General features: G+C 73.9%; 17 protein-coding genes and 1 pseudogene. 16 read left to right on the top strand and 2 right to left on the bottom strand.

The annotated features are described in order from the left end of the window. On the top strand, nucleotides 1-215 hold a 215-nt coding region (locus KBZ10_RS22775), incomplete at its 5' end, for an HNH endonuclease signature motif containing protein (protein WP_210989563.1). Nucleotides 216-999: 784 nt separating this feature from the next. On the opposite strand, the gene KBZ10_RS22770 is transcribed toward KBZ10_RS22775, so the two are convergent. Both KBZ10_RS22770 and KBZ10_RS22765 read right to left on the bottom strand, forming a co-directional pair. Then, complete coding sequence (locus tag KBZ10_RS22770) at nucleotides 1000-2634, bottom strand: penicillin-binding transpeptidase domain-containing protein (protein WP_210989562.1); 1635 nt, start codon at nucleotides 2632-2634, stop codon at nucleotides 1000-1002. Nucleotides 2635-2735: 101 nt separating this feature from the next. Beyond that, nucleotides 2736-4613, bottom strand: a complete 1878-nt coding sequence (locus KBZ10_RS22765; RefSeq protein ID WP_210989561.1) for a dolichyl-phosphate-mannose--protein mannosyltransferase — start codon at nucleotides 4611-4613, stop codon at nucleotides 2736-2738. A 114-nt stretch (nucleotides 4614-4727) separates the two neighbouring features. On the opposite strand from KBZ10_RS22765, the gene rsmI reads away from it, so the two are divergent. The 15 genes and pseudogenes from rsmI (at nucleotide 4728) to KBZ10_RS22690 (ending at nucleotide 24122) form a co-directional block, all read left to right on the top strand. Then, a complete protein-coding gene (rsmI, locus tag KBZ10_RS22760) occupies nucleotides 4728-5618 on the top strand; it encodes a 16S rRNA (cytidine(1402)-2'-O)-methyltransferase (protein WP_210989560.1) in 891 nt (296 codons plus the stop codon). 53 nt (nucleotides 5619-5671) lie between these two features. Next, nucleotides 5672-6637, top strand: coding sequence for a TatD family hydrolase (locus KBZ10_RS22755; RefSeq protein ID WP_210989559.1), 966 nt, complete (start codon nucleotides 5672-5674; stop codon nucleotides 6635-6637). A 1233-nt stretch (nucleotides 6638-7870) separates the two neighbouring features. Continuing rightward, on the top strand, nucleotides 7871-8611 hold the full coding sequence (locus KBZ10_RS29690; RefSeq protein WP_374223402.1) for a ubiquitin-like domain-containing protein: 741 nt from the start codon (nucleotides 7871-7873) through the stop codon (nucleotides 8609-8611). Nucleotides 8612-8721: 110 nt separating this feature from the next. Beyond that, nucleotides 8722-9732 carry a 16S rRNA (adenine(1518)-N(6)/adenine(1519)-N(6))-dimethyltransferase RsmA gene (gene rsmA / locus KBZ10_RS22745; protein ID WP_307847561.1) on the top strand — a complete coding sequence of 337 codons (1011 nt, stop codon included), beginning with the start codon at nucleotides 8722-8724 and terminating at the stop codon, nucleotides 9730-9732. A 266-nt stretch (nucleotides 9733-9998) separates the two neighbouring features. Further along, nucleotides 9999-10925: pseudogene (locus KBZ10_RS22740) on the top strand (4-(cytidine 5'-diphospho)-2-C-methyl-D-erythritol kinase); the annotation flags it as partial. Between the two features lie 319 nt (nucleotides 10926-11244). Further along, the gene (locus KBZ10_RS22735) at nucleotides 11245-13068 is read left to right on the top strand and encodes an ABC-F family ATP-binding cassette domain-containing protein (RefSeq protein WP_210989558.1); all 1824 of its coding nucleotides are present in this window, start codon (nucleotides 11245-11247) and stop codon (nucleotides 13066-13068) included. A 460-nt stretch (nucleotides 13069-13528) separates the two neighbouring features. Continuing rightward, nucleotides 13529-15325, top strand: a complete 1797-nt coding sequence (locus tag KBZ10_RS22730; protein ID WP_210989557.1) for a PQQ-binding-like beta-propeller repeat protein — start codon at nucleotides 13529-13531, stop codon at nucleotides 15323-15325. A gap of 315 nt (nucleotides 15326-15640) precedes the next feature. Continuing rightward, nucleotides 15641-16321: a LuxR C-terminal-related transcriptional regulator gene (locus tag KBZ10_RS22725; protein WP_210989556.1), complete on the top strand. Its 681-nt coding sequence runs from the start codon at nucleotides 15641-15643 to the stop codon at nucleotides 16319-16321. A gap of 464 nt (nucleotides 16322-16785) precedes the next feature. Further along, nucleotides 16786-17883: a galactose-1-phosphate uridylyltransferase gene (gene galT, locus KBZ10_RS22720; RefSeq protein WP_210989555.1), complete on the top strand. Its 1098-nt coding sequence runs from the start codon at nucleotides 16786-16788 to the stop codon at nucleotides 17881-17883. A gap of 14 nt (nucleotides 17884-17897) precedes the next feature. Further along, complete coding sequence (gene galE / locus KBZ10_RS22715) at nucleotides 17898-19019, top strand: UDP-glucose 4-epimerase GalE (protein WP_210989554.1); 1122 nt, start codon at nucleotides 17898-17900, stop codon at nucleotides 19017-19019. Between the two features lie 32 nt (nucleotides 19020-19051). Continuing rightward, nucleotides 19052-20206, top strand: a complete 1155-nt coding sequence (galK, locus tag KBZ10_RS22710; RefSeq protein ID WP_210989568.1) for a galactokinase — start codon at nucleotides 19052-19054, stop codon at nucleotides 20204-20206. Nucleotides 20207-20536: 330 nt separating this feature from the next. Then, nucleotides 20537-21313 carry a response regulator transcription factor gene (locus KBZ10_RS22705; RefSeq protein WP_210989553.1) on the top strand — a complete coding sequence of 259 codons (777 nt, stop codon included), beginning with the start codon at nucleotides 20537-20539 and terminating at the stop codon, nucleotides 21311-21313. A 445-nt stretch (nucleotides 21314-21758) separates the two neighbouring features. Next, a complete protein-coding gene (locus KBZ10_RS22700; protein ID WP_210989552.1) occupies nucleotides 21759-22577 on the top strand; it encodes an ABC transporter substrate-binding protein in 819 nt (272 codons plus the stop codon). Between the two features lie 90 nt (nucleotides 22578-22667). Next, a complete protein-coding gene (locus KBZ10_RS22695) occupies nucleotides 22668-23321 on the top strand; it encodes an amino acid ABC transporter permease (protein ID WP_210989551.1) in 654 nt (217 codons plus the stop codon). A 12-nt stretch (nucleotides 23322-23333) separates the two neighbouring features. After that, nucleotides 23334-24122, top strand: coding sequence for an amino acid ABC transporter ATP-binding protein (locus KBZ10_RS22690; RefSeq protein ID WP_282107867.1), 789 nt, complete (start codon nucleotides 23334-23336; stop codon nucleotides 24120-24122). Nucleotides 24123-24189: the final 67 nt, after the last annotated feature.

Genomic DNA, 24189 nt, shown 5'->3' with positions numbered 1-24189 from the left:
GCGACCTGGACCACATCCAGCCCTTCAACCACCACAACCCGGCGGCGGGCGGAGCCACCGAGCCCGGCAACCTCATCCCCCTGTGCCGACGCCACCACCTACTGAAACACCGCACCCGATGGCAAGCCCACCGCGACCCCGACACCGGCGAGGTCCACTGGACCGCACCCACCGGCCACACCTACACCACCCCACCCCACACCCCCACCGGATAACCGGCAGCCGGTCACCGCGCGGAGGGCCCCCCACCCATGCCCGGGCGCTCGTCTGCCACCCCGGCAGGGACGGGTGTCCCGCCGGGCGACGCAGGGGGGCAAGGCACCGCCGCGCGGCCTTCGGTCCGTGTCACTGGAACGCTGGTGGGGCGCTGCCTCAATGGAGGCCGGGTCATGGCCCACCCGGGAGGCAGTGCGAGATGCAGTCCAGGTGCGCACCTCCGTGCCGGCACGGACACCGGCGGCGGACAGGCCACGGTGTCATGGTGCGCGATCCGCTGCCGGTGCTCCGAGCGGCCTCCGTCGAGAGCGGAGAAGCGAAGCCCCGCCGTCCACCACAAGCGTCACCACCGACAGCCCGCCACGACGGCGGGACAGCCGACGAGCACTGGCGCGCGTGTGCTTCCGCGCACCCCCACCGACACCAGCCATGCCATCTTTTCCCACCGTCCCCGGGCACGTCAGGCCCCGGACAGACGACCGACCCCGGGCCAACCCCCGACACGGATGCCGTCACCCCGGGCAGGAGGACGTCCGCAGTCCGCGACGTATCCGCCACCACCACCGCGCCGCCCCCCCGGCGCCGTAACCTCAGCCCGTCACCGGACCAACGGATTTCGAGAACGAGTCTGCGCGCGACAGCACGCACACTCCGCAGTAGCTCTCATCCCCGGCATCTCCCGGTCCAGGGCCGCTACGGCTGTGAGCGGCGCGCGAGTCGGGCCCGCGGCCGCACAGGGCATACGCCGTCGTGGACGGTGCCCCCAGCGGTCCGCTCCGGAGGTCAGCCGCCGGCGCGGAGGATCTCGGCGACGATCGGCCCCGCCGTCTTGCCGCCGTGGCCCGCCGCCGGGACGACCGCCGCCGCCGCGACGTCGTTCCGGTACGCCGTGAACCAGCCGTTGGGCTTCTTCTGGCCGTCGACCTCCGCCGAACCGGTCTTCCCCCCGATGTCACCGCCGAGCCCCGCCATGGCCTCCGCCGCCGTGCCGGAGGTCGCGGTGAGCCGCATCAGGCCGCGCAGCGCGTCCGCCGTGCCGGCCGACATGGTGCGCGGTGCCTTGGCGATCGTCCGGTTGTCGACCGACACCGGGACGAGCACCGGCTGCCGGAAGACCCCCGACTTCACCGTCGCCGAGACGGACGCCATGGTCAGCGGGTTCATCCGGACGCCGCCCTGGCCGATGAGAGAGGCGGCCATCGGTGCGTCCTTCATGGTGGGCACGGCGCCGTCGAAGGTCACCACGCCGGTCTGCCAGTCGAGACCGATGCCGAAGAGATCCCGGGCCGTCTTGCCGAGGTCGTCACCGGACAGTTCCTGGGCCTGTGAGATGAAGGCCGTGTTGCAGGAGGCGGCGAAACTCTGCGCGAAGGTGCCGCCCTTGATCTCGAACTTGTCGAGGTTCTGGAACTTCCAGCCGCCGTACGAGGAGTACTTGGGGCACGGGTGTTCCTTCGACGGGGACGCCAGGCCCTTCTCCAGCAGCATCGCGGAGGTCACGACCTTCATCGTGGAGCCGGGCGCCAGCGAACCCCGCAGCGCGACGTTGAAGCCGTCCGCCGGGGAGTTGGCGATCGCCAGGATCTCACCGGTGCTGGGCTTGACCGCCACGGCCGCCGCCTTGGAGCGGTTGGCCACCGCCTTCTCGGCGGCGCTCTGGAGGCCGGCGTCGATGGTCGTCCGCAGCTCGCCCGGTACGCCCTCGGCCAGGACCTTCAGCGTCTTGTCGGGCTGCTCGTCGCCCTTCTCGCGCTGTACGGCCAGCTCGACGCCGGGCTTGCCGCCGGCCTTGTCGCCGTATCGTTCGCGCAAGCTGGCCAGCACCCCGGCGAGCTGGGGGTGGTCCTCCTTGGTCAGCTCCTCGCCGTCGCGGTCGAGGGCCTTGATCGGTGGAGCCTTGGACTCGCCGGTGACGAGGGTGTCGCCCTCCCCGAGCTCCGGGTGGACGACGGACGGCTCCCAGCGGACCAGCGCCTTGCCGGTGGTCTTGTCCCGTGTGACGGTCAGCGAGGAGTCGTAGGAGACGGTCGCCCGCTCCTTCCCGTGCACCACCTGCGCCGTGACCCCGAACGGGACCTCCGCGCCGGTGGCCGCGCCGGACCGCAGGGTGACCTTCTCGACGGCCGCGTCGTCGCGGTAGCCGGTCAGGGCCGCGGCGGCGGCCGTGCTGTCGTCCGTGAACTCCGCGGCCTTCTCCGGCTCACCGGCGGCCCAAGCGGTGAGGAATCCCTCGGAGGCCTCGCGTATCTCCTCCGCGCTGGGCGGGCCGGTCTTCACCTCCGGCCCGGCGGCTGTGGTCGTCGTGCCGCCGTCCCCGCCGGCGTCGCCGGACGTCAGGCCGTACACGCCGTATCCCGCGGCCCCCACCATCGCGGTGAACACACCGCCGATGACGGCGGCCTTCGCGCCACTGCGCATCGGAGAAACCCCCACAGACACTTCGCAGTTCGTACTTCGGGCAAGGCTCGGCATTCCGTGCCGGGACACAGTGCGGCGCACTCTACGGCATCCCTCCGACGTCACACCCAGGTGTCCAGCCACATGCGGTCCCGCCAGTCGGAGAGCGGAATCGGCTGTCCCGTGTGCAGGGGGAAGAAGTAGATGAAGTTCCACACGATGAGCAGGACGAGCACTCCGGCGCCCACGGTTCCCAGGACGCGCCGCTGTTCCGAGGAGCCCGGCGGCCCCAGGAGCGCGCCGATCATCATCGCCACCGCGAGGCAGAGGAACGGAACGAAGACGACCGCGTAGAAGAGGAAGATGGTCCGCTCCTGGTAGAGGAACCAGGGCAGCCAGCCGCCCGCGAGGCCGCAGAGGATCGCGCCGGCGCGCCAGTCGCGCCGGAAACCCCAGCGGTAGACCAGGTACAGCACGGCGAAGCACGCGGCCCACCACAGCACCGGCGTACCCAGGGCCAGCACTTCCCGGGCGCACTTGTCGGCCGTGTCGACGGGGCAGCCGTCCTCGCCGGGCTGCGGCGACTCGTAGAAGAACGAGACGGGACGGCCGAGGACGAGCCAGGACCAGGGGTTCGACTCGTAGGTGTGCGGAGTGGTCAGTCCGACGTGGAAGTTGTAGACCTCCGACTGGTAGTGCCACAGGCTGCGCAGCGGCTCCGGCACCCACGTCATGTCGGTCTGCGGCAGCGGGATCCGCACGCCCGCCAGGGAGACGGAGTCGGGTGAGAGACCCCGGCGGCCCTCGGCCCAGTCGCGGAAGTAGCCGCCGCGGGTGAGGAACCAGCCCGCCCAGGAGGCGATGTACGTCACCACCGCGACCGGCACGATCGACAGGAACGCCGGGCCCGCGTCGCGGCGCAGCATCGACCGGTACGGGCGGCGGGCGCCGGCCGTGCGGCGCGCGGCCGCGTCCCAGAGGACGGTCAGCAGGCCGAAGACCGCCAGGATGTAGAGGCCGTTCCACTTCGTGGCGCAGGCCAGGCCGAGGAAGAGCCCGGCGGCCAGCCGCCACGGCCGCGGCCCGAGCCCCAGCCGGTCACCGACGAGGGCGTCCGGCCGGATGGGATCGGCTTCCTCCGCGGCGCCGTCCCCTCCGCCGGCTTCCGCGCCGTTCGTGTCCTTCGTGCTCTTCGCGTTCTTGCCCTTCGTGCCCGCGAGGGCGTCCGCCAGCCGGGCGCGGGCCTTGTCGCGGTCGATGAGCAGAGCACCGAAAGCGGCCAGCACCCAGAACATCACCACCAGGTCGAGCAGCGCCGTCCGGCTCATGACGAAGTGCAGCCCGTCCACGGCCAGCAGCGCACCCGCGAGACAGCCGAGCGCGGTGGAACGGAACAGCCGGCGTCCGATGCGGCACACCATCAGCACGGACAGCGTGCCGAGAACGGCCGGCATGAACCGCCAGCCCACGGGGTGGAGCCCGAACAGAGCCTCACCGAGGGCGATCGTCCACTTGCCGATGGGCGGGTGCACGACATAGCTGTGTTCGGGGTTGAGGAGGATGCTCTGCGGGTCGCGCAGGATTGCCGCGTCGGCCTTCTTCGGCCAACTGCCCTCGTAGCCGAGCTGGAGGAGCGACCAGGCGTCCTTGGCGTAGTACGTCTCGTCGAATATCACCCCGTGCGGGCTGCCCAGTTGCCAGAAGCGCAGCAGTCCCGCGAGCAGCGCGACCAGCAGCGGACCCGCCCACGCCGACCACCGCACCAGCTTCTCGGCGGTGTACGGGTCCACACCGAGGAGGGTCCAGATCCGGGTCCCCGCGGAGCGGTACGGGGGAACCAGCCGTTCGCGCAGCGGGACCCGGGGCCGCTGTTCCACATGGCCGTAGCGGCGCAGCCGCAGCTGCCAGGGGGTCGGGCGGGCACCCGGAACCGACGCCCCGGAGGGCTGCTCGCCGAGCTCGTGCTCGTACCGGGAGCCGGTGGCGGTGTCACTGGTCACCGCGCCATCGTAGGGAACGCGGCCGCCGGCCGGGTGACGGCCGCCGTCGGCGGCCGGCCGGGAGCCGTGCCCGCGGGCGGCGGCCGGACCTTCCGGAGCTGCGAGGATGGCCGGGTGACTGGAACGCTCGTACTGGCAGGGACGCCCATCGGCGCCATCGCGGACGCGCCGCCGCGGCTGGCGGAGGAACTGGCCGCGGCCGACGTGGTGGCCGCGGAGGACACCCGGCGGCTGCGGCGGCTCACCCAGGCGCTGGGGGTGCAGACCCGCGGGCGGGTCGTGTCGTACTTCGAGGGCAACGAGGCGGCCCGGACGCCCGAGTTGGTGGAGGCGCTGGCCGGGGGCGCGCGGGTGCTGCTCGTGACCGATGCCGGGATGCCGTCGGTGTCGGACCCCGGCTACCGGCTCGTCGCCGCCGCGGTGGAACGGGGGATCGGGGTGACGGCGGTGCCGGGGCCGTCCGCCGTGCTCACGGCGCTGGCGCTGTCGGGGCTGCCGGTCGACCGCTTCTGCTTCGAGGGCTTCCTGCCGCGCAAGGCGGGGGAGCGGCTGGGCAGGCTGCGGGAGGTGGCGGACGAGCGGCGCACCCTCGTCTACTTCGAGGCACCGCACCGGCTGGACGACACCCTGGCCGCGATGGCCGAGGTCTTCGGCGGGGAGCGGCGTGCGGCCGTCTGCCGGGAGCTGACCAAGACCTACGAGGAGGTGCGGCGCGGGCCGCTGGCCGAGCTGGCGGCCTGGGCGGCCGACGGCGTCCGGGGCGAGATCACCGTGGTCGTGGAGGGCGCGCCGGAAAAGGGCCCGGCCGAGCTGGATCCCGCGGAACTGGTGCGCCGGGTGGCGGTGCGCGAGGACGCCGGTGAGCGGCGCAAGGAGGCCATCGCGGCGGTCGCCGCGGAGGCGGGTCTGCCCAAGCGCGAGGTGTTCGACGCGGTGGTGGCGGCCAAGAACGCCGCCAGGGACGCCGGCACGAACGCGGCGGAGGGCGCTGCGCGGGGCGGCTGAGCGGGCACCGGGCGTGCCCGGGCCCCGCCGGCGCGGCCCGTAGACTCGCCGGTATGGCGGCAGCGACATCACCTGGCGGACCGGCGGGCGGCGGAAGCCGGAGGAGCAGCGGCGACGGCGGGGCCGGAAGCGCGGGCGGAAGCTCCGGGAAGGCCGGCAAGAACGCGCCGCCGCCGCTGCCGGAGCCGCTGCGGGTGCCGGTCGCCGACGCGCACACGCATCTGGACATGCAGTCCGGCACGGTCGGCGACGCCCTCGCGAAGGCGGCGTCGGTGGGCGTCACCACCGTGGTGCAGGTCGGCTGCGACATCGCCGGCTCCCGCTGGGCGGCGGAGACGGCGGCCGCGCACGAGAACGTCTGGGCGACCGTGGCCCTCCACCCCAACGAGGCGCCGCGCATCGTCCTCGGTGACCCCGACGGCTGGTCCCGGCAGGGCGCCCGCGAGCCCGGGGGTGAGACGGCGCTCGACGCCGCCCTCGCGGAGATCGACGCACTCGCCGGGCTGCCGCAGGTGCGGGGTGTCGGAGAAACCGGTCTGGACTACTTCCGCACGGGGCCGGAGGGGATGGCGGCGCAGGAGCGGTCGTTCCGCCGGCACATCGGCATCGCCAAGCGGCACGGCAAGGCGCTCGTCATCCACGACCGTGAGGCGCACCGGGACGTGCTGCGGGTGCTCGACGAGGAGGGCGCGCCCGGCACGGTCGTCTTCCACTGCTTCTCCGGTGACGCGGAGATGGCCAAGGTGTGCGCGGACAAGGGCTACCTGATGTCCTTCGCGGGCAACGTCACGTTCAAGAACGCGCAGCCGCTGCGCGACGCGCTCGCCGTCGCGCCCGTCGAGCTGCTGCTCGTGGAGACGGACGCCCCGTTCCTCACCCCGGCCCCGTACCGCGGACGGCCCAACGCCCCCTACCTCGTTCCGCTGACGCTGCGGGCCATGGCTGAGGTCAAGGGGGTCACGGAGGACGTGCTCGCGGAGGCGGTCGCGGCCAACACGGCGCGCGCCTTCGGCTACTGAGGCGGGCGCGGGCCGGGGAGGTTTCCCCTCCGCCGGGAGCCCGGCCGGGTCCGGAGACCCACGCGGGCACCGTTTTCGCACGGTGGGTAGTCATACGACTTTGGAGAGTGACAGCCGCTCCGCTACAGTCCGCCTCCGACCGCCGGACAGTGGAGCGTTGTGAGCACACATCAGAGGGGCCACCGGGGGGAGCACCGTTCCGGCCGCGGACCGGCCGACGGCAGTGGGACGGGGAACGGCTCCGCACCCGGGGCCGGGGCCGGGGCCGGCGGCGCCGGAGCACCTGTGGGGACACCCCGGGCGGCGGCCGCACCGGCTCGGGCGGACGCACCGGCGGCGGCACCGGGAGTACGGCCGGGAGCGGCGTCGGCGGGGGGCCCGGCCGGGCCCCGGCCCGTAACCCCGCCTCCGCCCGCAGCCCCGCCTCCGCCCGTGTGCCCGCCTCCGCCCGTGTGCGCGCCTCCGCACCCGACCGGGCAGCCGCCGTCGGTCCGGCCGCCGGAGCGGTCCGTGCCCCGGAGCGCGCATCAGCGCCCGCCGTCCCCTCCGTCCGCGCCGTCCTCTCCGTCCGCGCCGTCCTCTCCCTCCGCGCCGTCCTCTCCCTCCGCGCCGTCCGCGTGCTCCCTCCCGCCGCCTTCACCTCCGCCGCCGTACCCCCCCCGGACACCGGCGCCGTACGGCGTTCACCACGTCCCGCACGGGATCAGCGCCCACCCCCCGGCCCGCGACGGTTACGGTGGCCCGCCGCCCGTGCCCCGCCGGGAGGGCGACACGCTTCCCGAGTCGCACGGCCCGTACACCCACCCCCCGTACGACCCGTCCAGCGCCCGTACCGAACCGCGCGATCTGCGGGCGGCGCCGGGAACCCGCCGGGCCCCCGCCAACCCGTACGGCGGCGGCGCGAGTTGGTCGGCCCTCCCACCGGTCCCGGCACCGGACCCCCCGCCGGTCGCACACGCGGCTCCGGTTCCCGTGCCGGGGCCGCAGCCGTCACCGGTCCACCACGCACCGCTCCCCCCGGCGGGCTCGCCGCCCGCCGCGCCGTTCCCCGCGCCCGCGCCCGTGCCCGTCCCGCCGTCCCTCCCCGCGCGGGCCCGGCCGGCCGGCGCCGCAGAGCCGGGGCCGCCGGCCCGGGCAGGTACCGGCCGGGGCGGGGCACGCCGGGCGGCGCGGCGAGCGCGCCGGCCTGCGCACCCGGAGCGGCTGCGCAGGCTGCTCCCGCAGGCCCTCGTCGTGGTCGCGCTGGCGGGCGGTACCTGGGCGTTCCTGGCCCACGACAAGGCCGTCCGGCTGAGCGTCGACGGCCGGCAGCGCACCCTGCACACCTTCGCCGGTGACACCGGTGAACTGCTCGACGACGAGGGCGTGCGCCTCGGCCCGCACGATGCCGTGAACCCCGTGCCCGGGCGCCCTCTCGCGCACGGCGACCGGATCGCCGTCCGCCGGGGCAAGCCGCTGGACCTCACCGTCGACTCCGAGCGCCGCGCCCACTGGACCACCGCCGACACCGTCAAGGGCGCGCTGCGCGAACTCCGGGTGCCCGCGGAGGGCGCGTATCTCTCCGTGCCGCACTGGGCCGGCATCCCGCGCTCCGGGCTCGTCCTGGAAGTGCGGACCGAGCGGACCGTCACGGTGGCCGCCGACGGCCACGAGCGCACCCTGCGCACCACCGCGGGCACCGTCCGGGACGCCGTGGAGCAGGCCGGGGCCGTGCTGCGCGGCCGGGACACCACCTCCCCGCCGCCGGACAGTTTCCCCCGCGACCGCGGGCTCATCAGGGTCCTGCGGGACGGCCGCGCGGCACCGCGCGGCCGCGCGGCACCGCTGCCGCACCCCACGGTGCGGCGGGCCGGCCCGGGTGTCCTCATGTGGTTTCCGCGAGGGACCCGGTCCGCCGTTCAGGGCCCGGGGACCGCCGGGTCCTTCCGCACCGGGGCCGAAGGCGGCCGGGTGCGCCTCCGCACACGCTCGTGAGCCCACCCGGCACCGTACGGGGAGGAAGCGGTCCGCCGGGACGCAGGCCGGCCGTCCCGCCCGGACGGGCGCGCGGCGGCCCGTCCCCACGGCGGCCGTAAGCTTCACGGGTGAGCACGAGCACCGACACCGACGGGCCCGGCCCCCTCCTGGGCCCCGCCGACGTCCGCGAACTGGCCGCCGCCCTGGGCGTGCGCCCCACCAAGCAGCGCGGCCAGAACTTCGTCATCGACGCCAACACGGTGCGCCGTATCGTGCGGACCGCCGGGGTGCGGCCCGAGGACACGGTCGTGGAGATCGGCCCGGGGCTGGGGTCGCTCACCCTGGCGCTGCTGGAGGCCGCCGACCGCGTGGTGGCGGTCGAGATCGACGACGTGCTGGCGGCCGCGCTCCCGGCCACGGTCGGCACGCGTCTGCCGGAGCGCGCCGGCCGGTTCACGCTGGTGCACTCGGACGCGATGCGCGTCACCGAACTTCCCGGTCCGCCGCCGACCGCCCTGGTGGCCAACCTTCCGTACAACGTCGCGGTGCCCGTCCTGCTGCACATGCTGGAGCGCTTCCCCAGCATCGAACGCACCCTCGTCATGGTGCAGGCGGAGGTCGCCGACCGGCTCGCCGCGCCACCGGGCTCCAAGGTCTACGGCGTGCCGTCGGTGAAGGCGGCCTGGTACGCGACGGTGAAGCGCGCCGGCTCCATCGGGCGCAACGTCTTCTGGCCGGCGCCCAACGTCGACTCCGGGCTGGTCTCGCTGGTCCGCCGTGCCGAGCCGCCGCGGACGGCGGCCGCCCGGGAGGACGTGTTCGCGGTCGTGGACGCCGCCTTCGCCCAGCGCCGCAAGACGCTCCGCGCGGCGCTCGCGGGCTGGGCCGGCTCCGCGGCCGCGGCGGAGCAGGCGCTGGTGGCGGCCGGGGTGCCACCGCAGGCACGCGGCGAGTCGCTGACGGTGGAGGAGTTCGCGGCGATCGCGGAGCACAAGCCCGGCCACGCGCCCGGGGGCTTGCCCGGCCACGCGCCGGGGGACGGCGGCGACACCGTCGCGGGTGCCGGTGCGGGAGCCGCGGGCCGTACGGGCGGCGGGCGGGCCGGCGGGCACGAGACCAGGCGCCGTCCGCAGCGGTGAGCGGCGGCGGCAGCGGACCGGAAGAACGACACGGAGCACACCCAGTGACCCACATCGGCGCGCACGACCAGCACGACCAGCACGGCCCGAGCGGCCCGAGCGGCCCCGGCGGCGCGCAAGGCGCGGACGGCCCGGACAGCGACCGCCCGGACAGCGACGCGACCGGTGACCGGACCGGCGCCCCGGAGGGCGCTCCGGGCGCCCGGCCGGGCAGCGCCGCGGGCGGAGGCCGTCCGGGTGCGGTCGCCGCGGAACCGGAGGCGGCTGCGTCCGTCACCGTCCGCGTACCGGCGAAGGTCAACGTGCAGCTGGCCGTCGGCGGGCTCCGCCCGGACGGCTTCCACGATCTCGCCAACGTCTTCCTCGCCGTCGGCCTCCACGACGAGATCACGGCCGCCCCTGCCGAAGCGCTGAGCGTCACCGTCACCGGCCCGGACGCCGGACAGGTGCCGCTGGACCGCACCAACCTCGCGGCCCGCGCGGCGGAACTCCTCGCCGCCCGCCACGGGATCGAGCCGCGGGTGCGGCTCCACATCGCCAAGGACATCCCCGTCGCGGGCGGTATGGCGGGCGGGAGCGCCGACGCCGCCGGGGCCCTGCTCGCCTGCGACGCGCTGTGGGGCATCGGGGCGAGCCGTGAGGAACTGCTCGGCATCTGCGCCGAGCTGGGCAGCGACGTGCCGTTCAGCCTGGTCGGCGGGGCGGCACTGGGCCGGGGCCGGGGCGAACTGCTCACCCCGCTCGGCGTGGGCGGCACCTTCCACTGGGTCTTCGCCGTCGCGGACGGCGGCCTCTCCACCCCCGCGGTGTACCGCGAGTGCGACCGGCTGCGCGAGGTCTCGGGGGCGGGCGCCCGTGTGACGGACGTCCCCGGTCCGGAGCCGTCCCGGCCGCTCCTCGACGCCCTGGCCGCCGGGGATGCCGCGGCCCTGGCGGCGGCTCTCATGGCCGGCGGCACCAGCAACGACCTCCAGGCGGCGGCGCTCTCGCTGCGGCCCTCCCTCGCGGACACGCTCGCGGCGGGGGCGCGGGCCGGGGCGCTGGCCGGCATCGTCTCGGGCTCCGGGCCGACCACCGCGTTCCTCGCCGGGTCGGCGGGCGAAGCGGAGACCCTGGCCGCGGCCCTGCGCGACTCCGGCACCTGCCGCACCGCCCGGGTCGCCGCGTCCCCGGCCGCGGGGGCGGCATTGCTGCCACCCGCGCCCGCGCCCGGTGCCGCACCCATCCCGCACACGGAGCCGGGTACGGCAGCCGTGCCCCCGGCCGCCCGGGCCGCGGGAACCCGCCGGAACCCGTGAGAACCCGCGGGGGAAGGGCCCGGCCGCGCACCACGGCCCGCCCGCGTGAGCAGGCACTTCCGGTGAGCGAGCCTCCGTGCGCACGGACTGTGGACCGCCCCGGGCGCGGAGCGACGGCGGTTGTCCACAGCCCGTCCGGGGGGCGCGCCCGCGGCGACTACCCTGGACAGGACCACACGGACGCCGCCCCGAGCGGCGTGGAAGCAGGAGCGGAATGGCCACGAACCTCGTCAATCTGGAAGCCGTCGGAAAGGTGTACGGCACGCGTGCCCTGCTCGACGGCGTCTCCCTCGGCGTCAGCGAGGGCGACCGGATCGGCGTCGTCGGCCGCAACGGTGACGGCAAGACCACCCTCATCCGGATCCTCGCCAAGCTGGAGACCCCCGACGACGGCCGGGTCACCCACGCGGGCGGTCTGCGCCTCGGTGTGCTGACGCAGCACGACTCGCTGGATCCGGCGGCCACGGTCCGCCAGGAGGTCATCGGTGATCTCGCCGATCACGAGTGGGCGGGCAACGCGCGGATCCGCGACATCATCACCGGTCTCTTCGGCGGTCTGGACATGCCGGGCTTCCCGCAGGGCCCCGACACGGTCATCGGTCCCCTCTCCGGCGGCGAGCGCCGCCGGATCGCCCTCGCCAAGCTCCTCATCGCGGAGCAGGATCTGATCGTCCTCGACGAGCCGACGAACCACCTCGACGTCGAGGGGATCTCCTGGCTCGCCGGCCATCTCCGGGCCCGCCGTTCCGCCCTGGTGGTGGTCACCCACGACCGCTGGTTCCTCGACCAGGTCGCCACCCGCATGTGGGACGTCCAGCGCGGCGCCGTCCACGAGTACGAGGGCGGCTACTCCGACTACGTCTTCGCCCGGGCGGAGCGGGAGCGCATCGCCGCCACCGAGGAGACCAAGCGGCAGAACCTGATGCGCAAGGAGCTGGCGTGGCTGCGCCGCGGTGCCCCGGCCCGCACCAGCAAGCCGCGGTTCCGTATCGAGGCGGCCAACGAGCTGATCGCCGACGTGCCGCCGCCGCGGGACACCGCGGAGCTGATGAGGTTCGCCAACTCCCGCCTCGGCAAGACGGTGTTCGAGCTGGAGGACGTCACCGTACGGGCCGGTGACAAGGAACTGCTGAAGCACCTCACCTGGCAGCTCGGCCCGGGCGACCGCGTCGGCCTGGTGGGGGTGAACGGAGCCGGCAAGACCTCGCTGCTGCGCGCGCTGGCGGAGGCCGCGTACAGCGACGGCGAACGGCAGCCCGCGGCCGGGAAGATCAAGGTCGGCAGGACGGTCAAGCTCGCCCATCTCTCCCAGGAGGTCGCCGAACTCGACCGCGACTGGCGGGTGCTGGAGGCCGTCGAGCGGATCCGGCAGCGGGTCGATCTCGGCAAGGGCCGCGAGATGACCGCCTCGCAGCTCTGCGAGAAGTTCGGCTTCACCAAGGAGAAGCAGTGGACGCCCGTCGGCGACCTCTCCGGTGGTGAGCGCCGCCGGCTGCAGATCCTGCGGCTGCTGATGGACGAGCCCAATGTCCTCTTCCTCGACGAGCCAACCAATGACCTCGACATCGAGACGCTGACCCAGCTCGAAGACCTGCTCGACGGCTGGCCCGGCTCCATGGTGGTCATCAGCCACGACCGTTACTTCCTGGAGCGCACCACGGACCGCGTCATGGCCCTGCTCGGTGACGCCACGCTGCGGATGCTGCCGCGCGGCATCGACGAGTACCTGGAACGCCGGCAGCGGGTTCTCGAACAGGACCGGGCGTCCGGCCCGGCCACCGCGGCGCCCGCCGCGGCCCGGCAGAAGACGCAGGGCGGAGCCGGTACCAAGGACGCCCGCGCCGCGAAGAAGGACCTCCAGCGCATCGAACGCCGGCTGGACCGCATCAGCGAGCAGGAGTCCGGGCTGCACGCCCGGATCGCGGAGCATGCCACGGACTTCGGGAAGGTCGCCGAACTCGACGCGGAGCTCCGCGAACTCGTCGCGGAGCGCGAGGAGTTGGAGAACCGCTGGCTGGAACTGGCCGACGGGGTCTGAACCGGCACCGCCGCCGGGGGCGGTGGCGGCCCGGCAACAAGCGCGTCACGGGCCGGTCTCAGCTGTTCGATAGCCCGGAAAGCAGCCGCTGCGCCGTTCGGGCCTGGTGATACAAAGAGCCTTGCTCGTCCTGCCGTTGGCAGGCGGGCCTCGTGTCCGATTCGCTCCGTTCCGGAGAGCTGCACGCCCACCGGTGACGCGGGGGAGACCGATATCGGGCCATGTGCCCGCGTGAAGAGGAAAACTGATGCCGCAGCCGCCTCAACCGCCCCATCAGCCCCCCTCCGGCTCGCCCGGGGGCGACTCCCACTCCGGTTCCGATGGGCAGGGCCAGGGCGGCGGTTTCGGCCCGCCACCGGCGCCTCCGTCCGGCCCCGGCCCCGCCGCGCCGGACGCCCCCAAGCCCGATCTCTCCAAGCGGAATGAGCCCGAGGCGGAACCGGCCCCGCCGGAGCCCGGCATGGGCGCGCCGCAACCGGCGCAGCCCGCCGGGCAGCCCCCGCAGCCTCCGGGGCAGCCCCCGCAGGCGCCGCCCGGGCAGCCCCCGCAGGCGCCTGCGGCCCCGTCCGGGCCGCCGCCCGCCGGGGGCTTCGGCGCACCGGTTCCGCCGCCCCCGGGCGGGCAGCCCGGTTACGGCTACCCTCAGCAGCCGCCGGGGGCGCAGCCCGGTTACGGGTATCCGCAGCAGCCTCCGGCCCAGCCCGGCTACGGCTATCCGGGTCAGCAGCCGTACGGTTACCCGGGCCAGCAGCCGTACGGCCAGCAGCAGTACGCGATGTACCCGCCCACCGGCCCGATGCCCGCCCCGGGCATGCCGCCCCAGGGCGGCGGCGGGGGCGGCAGGCAGCGCATGATGATCATCATCGCCGCGGCGGTCGCCGTTCTGCTGATCGTCGGGGGTGGGATCTTCCTCGCGGCCGGCGGGGACGAGGGCAAGGGCAAGGACGAGGCCGGCAGTTCCTCCGGCGGCACCGGTGGAGACGACGGCAGCGGCAGCGGTGGCAGCGGCACCGGCGGTGCCGGCGGGAAGCCCGCGAAGACCGATGCCGAACTGCTCTTCTCCGTAGCCAAGCCCAAGCTCACGGACGTCACGAAGGTGGACGGCCTCTGGGTGACCGACAAGGTGTTCGCCAAGGGCTCGCTCAACTCCGTGGTCGGCTACAACACGTCCGACGGCAAGGAGAAATGGACCCTGGAACTGGCCGGCCAGATCTGCTGGGGCTCCAAGCACGCGAGCGAGGACGGCAGGGCGGCGGTTCTCTTCCAGGACGGGAAGATCGGCGGCGACGGCCGTGTCCAGCCGTGCAGCCGGGTCGCCGTCTTCGACATCGACACGGGCAAGAAGCTGTGGGAGAAGCAGATTTCCCTCGGTGACGAGAACATCCGCTTCTCCGAGGTGACGGTTGGCCCGGACGTGGTCGCCGTCGGCGGCCTCTACGGCGGCGCGGCGTGGAAGCTCGGCAGCGGCAAGGAACTGTGGCGGCCCGACCAGACCTCGGACTGCAAGGACGTCGGCTACGGCGGCGGCACCGGGCTGGTCGCCGTGCGCAAGTGCGGCAGCTATGACGCCCCGAAGATCGAGGTGCAGAAGCTCGACCCGTCCTCCGGCAAGCCGCGGTTCTCGTACGAGGTGCCCGAGGGCATCGACTATGTGCATGTGATCTCCACCGACCCTCTCGTGATCGGCGTCGACGCGGGCGGTGCCGTCGGCACGTCCGACGTCATCGCGATCGACGACAAGGGCAAGATGCGCAGCCGCATCTCCACGGAGAACGGCAAGTACACGGTCCGGTGCAGCGCCGTCGAGGTGGAGGACTGCAAGATGGCCGCCGTCGACGAGGACTCCCTCTACATGGGCACGGAGGAGCACGAGAGCCAGGAGGAGGACTACGGGCGGACCAACGAGATCGTCGCCTTCAACCTGGACACCGGTAAGGCGAGGGGCAAGGCGGAGGCCGGCGGGCGCCGCGTCATGACGCCGCTTCAGATGGAGGACGGCATGCTCCTCGCCTACATGGAACCCACCTACGACCAGGGCGGCCAGGTCATGGCCATCGACCCGAAGACGCTCAAGAGCACGGTCTACCTGAAGAACCCCAAGGACTCCATCGAGACGGAGTCCGGCTACCGGCCGTCGCTGAACGTCCGTCTGCTCTATGCGGGCGGCCGGCTCTACATGGGCCAGACGCTCATGTCGGAACGGAGCTCCTCCCTCGACCGGAAGGAGTACCTGCTGGTGGTCTTCGGCGGCGAGTGATCCCGCCTCCGCCACGGCGGAGGGGCCCGGCGGGCGCGCGGAAGGCGTGTCGGCCGGGCCTTTTCCGCGTCCCGCGCGGCGTGCCGCGGCGTGCCGCGGGGTACTGCGGGATGCTGCGGGGCTGCCGCCGGGCCGTCCGCGGCAGCGTCGCGGAACGATCTTCCTCTGACCGAGCCTGACGCAATCCAGTCCCGAATTGACTGGTATTCCGGCGGTCCATGGCGCTTTTCCCAGGTAAGGGGCGCGCGATGGCGCACGAACGTGTAGCTTCCCCGTGCAAGGGAGCCGGGGGCTCGGGGGATGGGGGAGGAGCTCATGGGCGTGCGGCTCATCGTGGTCGATGACCACCGTTTGCTCGCCGAGGCGTTGGCCTCGGCTCTCAAGCTGCGCGGGCACCGCGTGCTGGCCGCCGCGGCGCCGGGCGCGGGGGCGGCGGACCTGGTGGTGAGCAGGGCGCCGGACGTGTGCCTGCTGGGCACCGCGGCTCCGGAGGAGCCCGGCGCCTTCGACCCGGTGGTGCGGATCAGGCGGGAGCGGCCGCAGGTCGCGGTCGTCGTGCTGGGGCCGGTGCCGAATCCGCGCGGCATCGCGGCCGCCTTCGCGGCCGGCGCCTCCGGCTACGTACGGCAGGACGAGCGCATCGAGGGTGTGGAACGGGCCATGGTGAAGGCCCGTGCGGGTGAGGCGGCGGTGGCGCCGCAGTTGCTCCAGGGGGCGTTCGCGGAACTCCTCAACCCGGCGGCCCAGCCGGACGACGAGGCGACGCGGCTGCTGCGCATCCTGACCCCCCGTGAGGTCGAGGTGCTGATGCGGGTCGCGGACGGCGAGGACACCCGGGTCATCGCGGCGGGTATGGGCATAGCGCCCAGTACGGCCCGCACCCACGTGCAGCGGGTCCTGATGAAACTGGGGGTCGGCTCCCGGCTGGAGGCGGCGGCGCTGGCGGCCCGGACGGGGCTGCTGGACCGGGTGGCCTCCCGGCCGGACGGGGACTGAGCCCGGCGCGGCCGCGGAGCGGGGCGGCCTGCCGGTGCGTCGGCCCCCGCCCCGGCAGGCGCGGCGCGCCTCCCGGTGGTTTCCCCGGGCGGGGTCCCCGGCAGGCAGGTGCGCGACTCGGCTCCCGGGCGGGCTGACCTCCCGACGGCCCACGCCCCGGACGGAGGCGGGCCCGGCCGGGCCTGAGCCGCAGACGGCGTCAACTCCGCTCGGACGTCGGACTGTTGCGCCGACCGCGGCCCCGGGCGGCGCGGTCCCTCCGCCGGGTGGCGCCCCGGCCGCGGCAGGCCCGCGGCAGGCCCGCGGCAGGCCCGCGGCGTTCCCGGGGTGTCCGGGGGCTGCCGGCCACGGACGGCACCGAGCCATGACCTCAGCGCGCTCCCGCGAGCGAACCGTTTCCTTCTGCGCTGTTGTGTTGGATTATGTTTGTTATCGTTGCTGGGAGAACGTCGCTAGGAGCCTCGGTGAAGAAGACGGTGACCACGCTCGCGGACGGCCGCGAGCTGATCTACTACGACGGCGACCCGGCCGGCGCCGCCACCGGCCCGGCCACGGCCGGCCGCGCCCGCGCCCCGCGCGATGCCGCCGACCGGCGGCCGCTCGGCGCCGTCGCCACCGCCTCGGAGATCCGCCGCGACCCCTTCCTCGGCGACTCCGTCGTCATCGCCTCCCACCGCCAGGGCCGCACCTACCACCCGCCGGCCGACGCCTGCCCGCTCTGCCCGTCCCGCGAGGACCGGCTCACGGAGATACCCGCCGCCGACTACGACGTCGCCGTGTTCGAGAACCGCTTCCCGTCCCTCACCGGCGACGCGGGCCGCTGCGAGGTCGTCTGCTTCACCGCGGACCACGACGCCTCCTTCGCCGATCTCACCGAGGAGCGCGCCCGGCTCGTCCTGGACGCCTGGACGGACCGCACCGCCGAACTGTCCCGGCGCCCCGGCGTCGAGCAGGTCTACTGCTTCGAGAACCGGGGCCGCGAGATCGGGGTCACCCTGGGGCACCCGCACGGCCAGATCTACGCCTATCCCTTCACCACCCCGCACACCGAACGCGTTCTGCGCTCACTCGCCGCCCACCGTGAGCGCACGGGCGGCAACCTGTTCGACGACACCGTCGCGGACGAGCGCAAGGACGGCAGCCGCGTCGTCGTGGAGGGCGACCACTGGACGGCGTTCGTGCCGTACGCCGCCCACTGGCCGTACGAGGTGCACCTCTACCCCAACCGCCGGGTGCCCGACCTGCCCGCGCTCGGTGAGCAGGCCCGCGCCGAGTTCCCCCGGATCTATCTGGACCTGCTGCGCCGCTTCGACCGCGTGTTCGGCCCGGACGAGCCCCCGACGCCGTACATCTCCGGCTGGCACCAGGCGCCGCTGCGCGGCTGGGAGGAACGCTCCGCGCAGCGCGAGGACTTCGCCCTCCACCTTGAGCTCTTCACCATCCGCCGCACTTCCGGCAAGCTGAAGTTCCTCGCGGGTTCCGAGTCCGGCATGAGGGTGTTCATCAACGATGTGCCGCCGGAGACGGCGGCGGCACGGCTGCGTGAGGCGGCGGACGAGTGAACGGGAGCGGGATCGTGCACACCAGCGGGACGAGGGACGGGAGCGCGGCCGGAGAGCCCCGCGGCCGGCGGACCTACCTGGTCACCGGCGGAGCCGGTTATGTCGGGAGCGTCGTCGCGGCGCGACTGCTCGACGCCGGGCACCGGGTGACCGTGCTGGACGACCTGTCCACCGGCCACCGCGAAGCGGTCCCGGCCGGCGCCCGGTTCATCGAGGGCCGCGTCCAGGACCTGACCTCGCCGGCCGGTGCGGGCCTGCTCGACGGCTCGTACGACGCGGTGCTGCACTTCGCCGCGTTCTCCCAGGTCGGGGAGTCCGTGGCCGACCCGGAGAAATACTGGCGCAACAACGTCGGCGGCACCATGGAACTGCTCGCCGCGATGCGCGCCGCCGGGGTCCGCCGGCTCGTCTTCTCCTCCACCGCCGCCACCTACGGCGACCCGGAGTCCGTGCCCGTCGCCGAGACCGACCGCACCGCGCCCACCAGCCCCTACGGTGCCTCCAAGCTCGCCGTCGACCACATGATCGGCGGAGAGTGCGCCGCCCACGGGCTCGCCGCCGTCTCGCTGCGCTACTTCAACGTCGCGGGCGCCCACCGGGCCGCGGACGGCGCCCTGTACGGCGAGCTGCACGACCCCGAGTCGCACCTCATCCCGCTGGTGCTGCGGGTCGCGCTGGGCCTGCGGGAGTCCGTCTCCGTCTACGGCGACGACTACCCGACCCCGGACGGCACCTGCGTCCGCGACTACATCCACGTCTCCGACCTCGCCGAGGCGCACCTCCTCGCCCTCGACGGCGCGGCCCCGGGCGAGCACCTGATCTGCAACCTCGGCAACGGCAACGGCTTCTCCGTCCGGGACGTGATCGAGACCGTCCGCGAGGTCACCGGGCACCCGGTCCCCGAGACCGCCGCTCCGCGCCGCCCGGGCGACCCTTCCGTGCTCGTCGCCTCCGCGGAGCGGGCCCACGACCGCCTGGGCTGGAAGCCCGCCCGCCCGGGGCTCGCCGATATCGTCCGGGACGCCTGGGAGTTCGCCCGGTGGCGGAACGGCGGGGGGCACAGCGACGCGGCGGGCAGCCGTACGCCGGGCAGCGGGCCGGCGGAGGACACCAGCGGGAGAGCGGCGCAGGCGTGACGGACCAGCAGACGACCGACGGGACGTACGGCGTGCCGGACGGGCGGCTCACCGAGAGCTTCGCCTCCCTGTACGGCTCCGAGCCCGAGGGGCTGTGGGCGGCCCCCGGCCGCGTCAACCTCATCGGGGAGCACACCGACTACAACGACGGGTACGTGCTGCCGCTGGCCCTCCCGCACACCGCCCGCGCCGCCGTGTCCCGCCGCGACGACGGCGTACTGCGCCTGCACTCCGGCGATGTGCCCGGTGGCGTGGTGGAGCTGCGGGCCGACGCCCTGGAGCCGGGCGCGGGCGGCCTCGGCTGGGCCGCGTACCCGGCCGGCGTGGTGTGGGCCCTGCGCGACGCGGGCCACCCGGTCAACGGTATGGACCTGCACGTGAGTTCGACCGTCCCGGTCGGTGCCGGGCTGTCCTCCTCCGCCGCCCTGGAGATCGTCACCGCGCTCGCGCTCAACGACCTCCACGGACTGGGGCTGCGGCCCTGGCAACTGGCGCGGCTGGCGCAGCGCGCCGAGAACGTCTTCGTCGGCATGCCCTGCGGCATCATGGACCAGACGGCCTCGGCGTGCTGCACCGCGGGCCACGCCCTGCACCTCGACACCCGCGACCTGGCCCAGCGGCAGGTGCCCTTCGACCTCGCGGCCGCCGGGCTGCGGCTCCTGGTCGTGGACACCCGCGTCCAGCACGCCCTGGGGGACAGCGCCTACGCCGAACGGCGCGCGAGCTGCGAGGAGGGCGCCGTCCTGCTGGACGTACCCGCCCTGCGGGACATCGGGGCCGATCAGCTGGACGCAGCGCTCTCCCGGCTCGGTGACGGGACGCTGCGCCGCCGGGTGCGCCATGTCGTCACCGAGAACCGGCGGGTCGAGGAGGTCACCGCCCGTCTCGGGGCCGGGGACGCCCGCGGCGTCGGCCCGCTGCTCACGGCCGGGCACGCCTCCCTCCGCGACGACTTCGAGGTGTCCTGCCCCGAGCTGGACCTGGTGGTGGAGTCCGCGTGCGCGGCGGGCGCGCTGGGCGCGCGGATGACCGGCGGCGGCTTCGGCGGTTCGGCGATCGCCCTGGTCGAGGAGGCGGCGGCGGAGCCCGTGACGAAGGCGGTCACCGCGGCCTTCGCGGCGGCCGGGCACCGCGAGCCCCGGGTCTTCGCGGCCGTGCCGTCGGCGGGTGCGCGCCGGCTGGCCTGAGCCCTGCCGGCCCGCCGGCCGCACCGCCTCGCGCCGCGGCTGCCCGTGTCCGTCCGGCGCGCGGGGACGGCGCCGGGTGCGCCGGGCGCACATCCGGCATTCCCAGTCGATTTCTTGCACAAGAAGTATCAGCGAACACAGGTCGAACGTCCCGGGCGAACACTTTCGCCAATCCACTTCACTTGTCGGAGTGCATCCGTACGCTGATGCTCAGCACCGGTGGGGGCCGGTGCCGATGCAGGGGGCAGAGCGACCGGGAGCGGCGCTCGGGGTGGACGAGCATTCGGGGCGCCGTGCCCGCTGTGCCGTCCCGATACAGGGGGTTCCTCAGTGACAGTCATCAGGGTGCTGGTGGTGGACGACCACCGCATCTTCGCCGAATCGCTCGCCGCCGCTCTCGCCGCCGAACAGGACGTCGAGGTGGCGGCGGCCGGCAGTGGGCCGGCGGCGCTGCGCTGTCTGGAGCGGGCCGCCGCCGACGGCCGCCGGATCGACGTCATGCTCGTCGACGCCGATCTGGGCTGTGCCCCGCCGGCGCCCGGAGCGGCGAGGAACGGCCCGACCGCCATCGGCACCGCCCGGACCGGCGGGGCGGAGCGGGCCGTGGACGGCATATCCCTGGTCTCCGGAGTCCGCGAACGCCGGCCCGCCGTCCGTACGGTGGTGCTCGCCGAGCGCGACGACCCGGCGCGCGCGGCCGCCGCGCTGCAGGCCGGGGCCTCCGGCTGGGTCGCCAAGGACTGCTCGCTCTCCCGGCTGCTCGCCGTCATCCGCGGCGTGCTCCGCGGGGAGACCCATCTGCCGCCCGCACTGCTCACCGGCGTGCTGCGGGAGCTGACCGCGGCCCGCAAGCACCGCACCGAGAGCGAGCGGCTGGTGCAGTCGCTCACCCCGCGTGAGCGGGAGGTGCTGCGGTGCATGGTGGCGGGCCTGGGCCGCAAGGCCGTCGCCGAACGGCTGTTCCTCTCCCCGCACACGGTCCGCACCCATATGCAGAACGTCCTGGGCAAGCTCGGCGTGCACTCCACCCTCGCCGCGGTCGCTCTCGCGCGCCGCGCCGGGGTGGGCCCGGCGGAGGACCTGCCCGCCGTCGGCAGCACGGGCTGAAGCGGGCCGGCGCGGGCCCGGCACGGGCGGCGCCGCGCGGGCTCCGCCACACGCCCGACGCGAGGAACGACCGCGCGGCTCGGCCCGAGCCGGCGCCGAGGCTTGTCCGTCGCTCGTTCCCCCATCCGTCCTTCCGCGGTGCCCGCGGTGCCTGCGGTGCTCCGGGCTGCTCCGCGGGAACCCGGGGCAGGGGGCGTCACGTACCCCTCCACCCCCCGCCGCGCTGCCCGGCCGCACCCCGGCGGTGCCGCCTCCGCGCCGGAAGGTGTCCGCATTTCGGACTCTAGTGTCCGGCGCCTGATCCCAAAACGTGACCCACAGCCGGGGGTGCAACCCGTTGACAGTCATCTGTGCAGGTCAGTAGGTTCCCCGCAATCGATCAATCGATCGACTGGTATGGCTCGCGGATCACGGAGGCTCGGTAATGCGGATACCTGCAAGACGTGTGACAAGACGTACGGCGCTGGCGCTCACCGGCTCCCTCATGGTGGCCCTGGCAGCCACCGGGTGCGGCAGCGGCGACTCCGGTTCCGGCTCCGAGAGCGCCGCGGACCGCGAGTACCGGCTCGTCGAGGACGGGAAGCTCACCTTCGCCATGAGCGGCCAGTACCGTCCGTTCAACTACTTCGAGGACGACGGCAAGCTCGCCGGCTTCGACGTGGACCTCGGCAAGGAGCTGGCGAAGCGCCTCGACCTGAAGCCCAACCCGGTCACGGGCCCGTTCAACTCACTGGTCGCCGGTCTGAAGGCCAAGCGGTACGACCTCATCGTGGGATCCATGTCGGCGACCGACGAGCGCAAGAAGCAGGTCGACTTCACCGACGAGTACTACCTCTCCGGCGCGCAGCTGTTCGTCGGGAAGGACTCCTCGGTCATGTCCATCGACGACCTCAAGGACGCGAAGGTCGGCGTGGTTCTCGGCACGACGTTCGAGGACTACGCCAAGAAGCAGCCCGGGGTCGCGGAGGTCAAGACGTACAGCAGCGACAACGAGGCGCTGACCGAGCTGGGCAACGGCCGGATCGACGCGGCCATCACCACCAAGCTGCTGGGCCTCTACCAGATCAAGCAGACCGGCATCGACATCAGGCCGGCCGGCGCCATCCTCTTCCCGGACCCGGCCTCCATCGCGAGCCAGAAGGGCAACCCGAAGCTCACCGCCGAGGTGGACAAGGCCCTCGAAGAGATCCGGAACGACGGAACCTACGCGAAGCTCAGCGAGAAGTGGTTCGGCGTCGACATCAGTCCGGAAAGCAAGTCCTGACTCACCGCCCCCTGCCTCCACCCCCTCCTGATCACTTGCTGATCATCCGCTGACGACGACCGGCCCGGCTGCCCGAGGAGTACCCCCGCCATGTCTGTTCTGGACGGCTTCAGCCGTTCCCTGCCGCTCATGCTCGAAGGGCTGCGGATCACTCTGTCGCTGGCCGCGCTGGCGGTGGTGTTCTCCCTGGCGGTCGGGCTGGTCGTCGCCTGGATGCGGATGAGCCGCTTCGCGGTGCTGCGCTGGCTGGCCCAGGGCTACCTCGCGGTGATCCGGGGCACACCGCTGGTGGCGCAGCTCTTCGTCATCTACTACGGCCTCGTCACGATCGTCGACATCTCCTCGTTCTGGTCCGCGGTGATCGGCCTGACCGTGCACACCGCGGCCTATATGGCGGAGATCTTCCGCTCCGGTGTGCAGTCGGTCGCCAAGGGCCAGACCGAGTCGGCGCGTTCACTCGGCATGAGCCGGACGCAGGCGCTGCGGATCGTCGTCGCCCCCCAGGCCTTCCGGGCCATCCTGCCCTCACTCGGCAACCAGTTCATCATCGCCGTCAAGGACACCGCCGTGGCGTCCTTCATCACGGTCCCCGAGCTGTTCATGCAGGCGCAGAAGCTGGCGGCCGCTACCTATGAGCCGCTGACCTACTACCTGATATCCGCCGTCTACTACCTGGTGATCGTGCTCCTCCTGACGGCGCTGCTGCGCCGGCTGGAGCGCCGCCACTCCCGTTACGCGATCTGAGAGGCGCCTTCCATGCCACACCCCTACAGCGCCCCGAAGAGCGGCCCGAACAACGGCCCGCGGTCCGCTCCCCTGGTGGTCATGCGGCAGATCCGCAAAGCGTTCGGCGCGCACACCGTGCTGGACGGAGTGGATCTGTCCGTGGACACCGGCGAGGTCGTCGTCCTGATCGGCGCCTCCGGAGCCGGCAAGAGCACCCTGCTGCGCTGCGTCAACGGCCTGGAGCGGATCGACTCCGGCGAGATCGTCATCGACGGCCAGGAGCTCCGCCACGACGAGAAGTCCCTCAACCTCATGCGCCGCCACGTGGGGATGGTCTTCCAGCACTTCAACCTCTGGCCGCACAAGACGGTGCTGGACAACGTCACCACCGCGCCCGTCCGGGTGGCCGGCCGGAACCCCGGCGAGGTCCGCGAGACCGCGCTGGGACTCCTGGACCAGGTCGGGCTGCGGCAGTTCGCGGACCGCTACCCGATGAGCCTGTCCGGCGGCCAGCAGCAGCGGGTGGCCATCGCCCGGGCCCTGGCCATGCGGCCGAAGGTCATGCTCTTCGACGAGCCGACCAGCGCCCTCGACCCCGAGCTGGTCGGTGAGGTCCTCGCGGTGATGCGGGACCTGGCCGACTCCGGAATGACCATGATGGTCGTCACCCACGAGATGCGGTTCGCCCGGAACGTCGCCGACCGGGTGGTGCTCATGGCCGACGGGGGGATCGCCGAGCAGGGGCCCCCGGCAGCGGTGCTGGACAACCCGGCCAGTGAGCGGGGCCGGGCCTTCCTCCGCCAGGTGGAGCGAGCCTGACCGGACGGACAGGGAGCACCACGGGCAGCGGGCGCGTGCGTACGCCGCGCAGAACACAACACGTCAG

Origin of the sequence: Streptomyces sp. F63, from assembly GCF_018070345.1 — a bacterium.
In the GTDB taxonomy this organism is placed as follows: Bacteria; Actinomycetota; Actinomycetes; order Streptomycetales; family Streptomycetaceae; genus Streptomyces.
This window is presented reverse-complemented; position numbering and strand designations above follow the sequence as displayed.

What these genes read in the sequence shown, in the direction of transcription:
- KBZ10_RS22770 (WP_210989562.1), bottom strand. Translation starts at nt 2,634, where the DNA reads ATGCGCAGTGGCGCGAAGGCCGCCGTCATCGGCGGTGTGTTCACCGCG.
- KBZ10_RS22755 (WP_210989559.1), top strand. Translation starts at nt 5,672, where the DNA reads ATGGCGGCAGCGACATCACCTGGCGGACCGGCGGGCGGCGGAAGCCGG.
- KBZ10_RS22735 (WP_210989558.1), top strand. Translation starts at nt 11,245, where the DNA reads ATGGCCACGAACCTCGTCAATCTGGAAGCCGTCGGAAAGGTGTACGGC.
- KBZ10_RS22730 (WP_210989557.1), top strand. Translation starts at nt 13,529, where the DNA reads ATGGGCGCGCCGCAACCGGCGCAGCCCGCCGGGCAGCCCCCGCAGCCT.
- KBZ10_RS22725 (WP_210989556.1), top strand. Translation starts at nt 15,641, where the DNA reads ATGGGCGTGCGGCTCATCGTGGTCGATGACCACCGTTTGCTCGCCGAG.
- KBZ10_RS22695 (WP_210989551.1), top strand. Translation starts at nt 22,668, where the DNA reads ATGTCTGTTCTGGACGGCTTCAGCCGTTCCCTGCCGCTCATGCTCGAA.
- KBZ10_RS22690 (WP_282107867.1), top strand. Translation starts at nt 23,334, where the DNA reads ATGCCACACCCCTACAGCGCCCCGAAGAGCGGCCCGAACAACGGCCCG.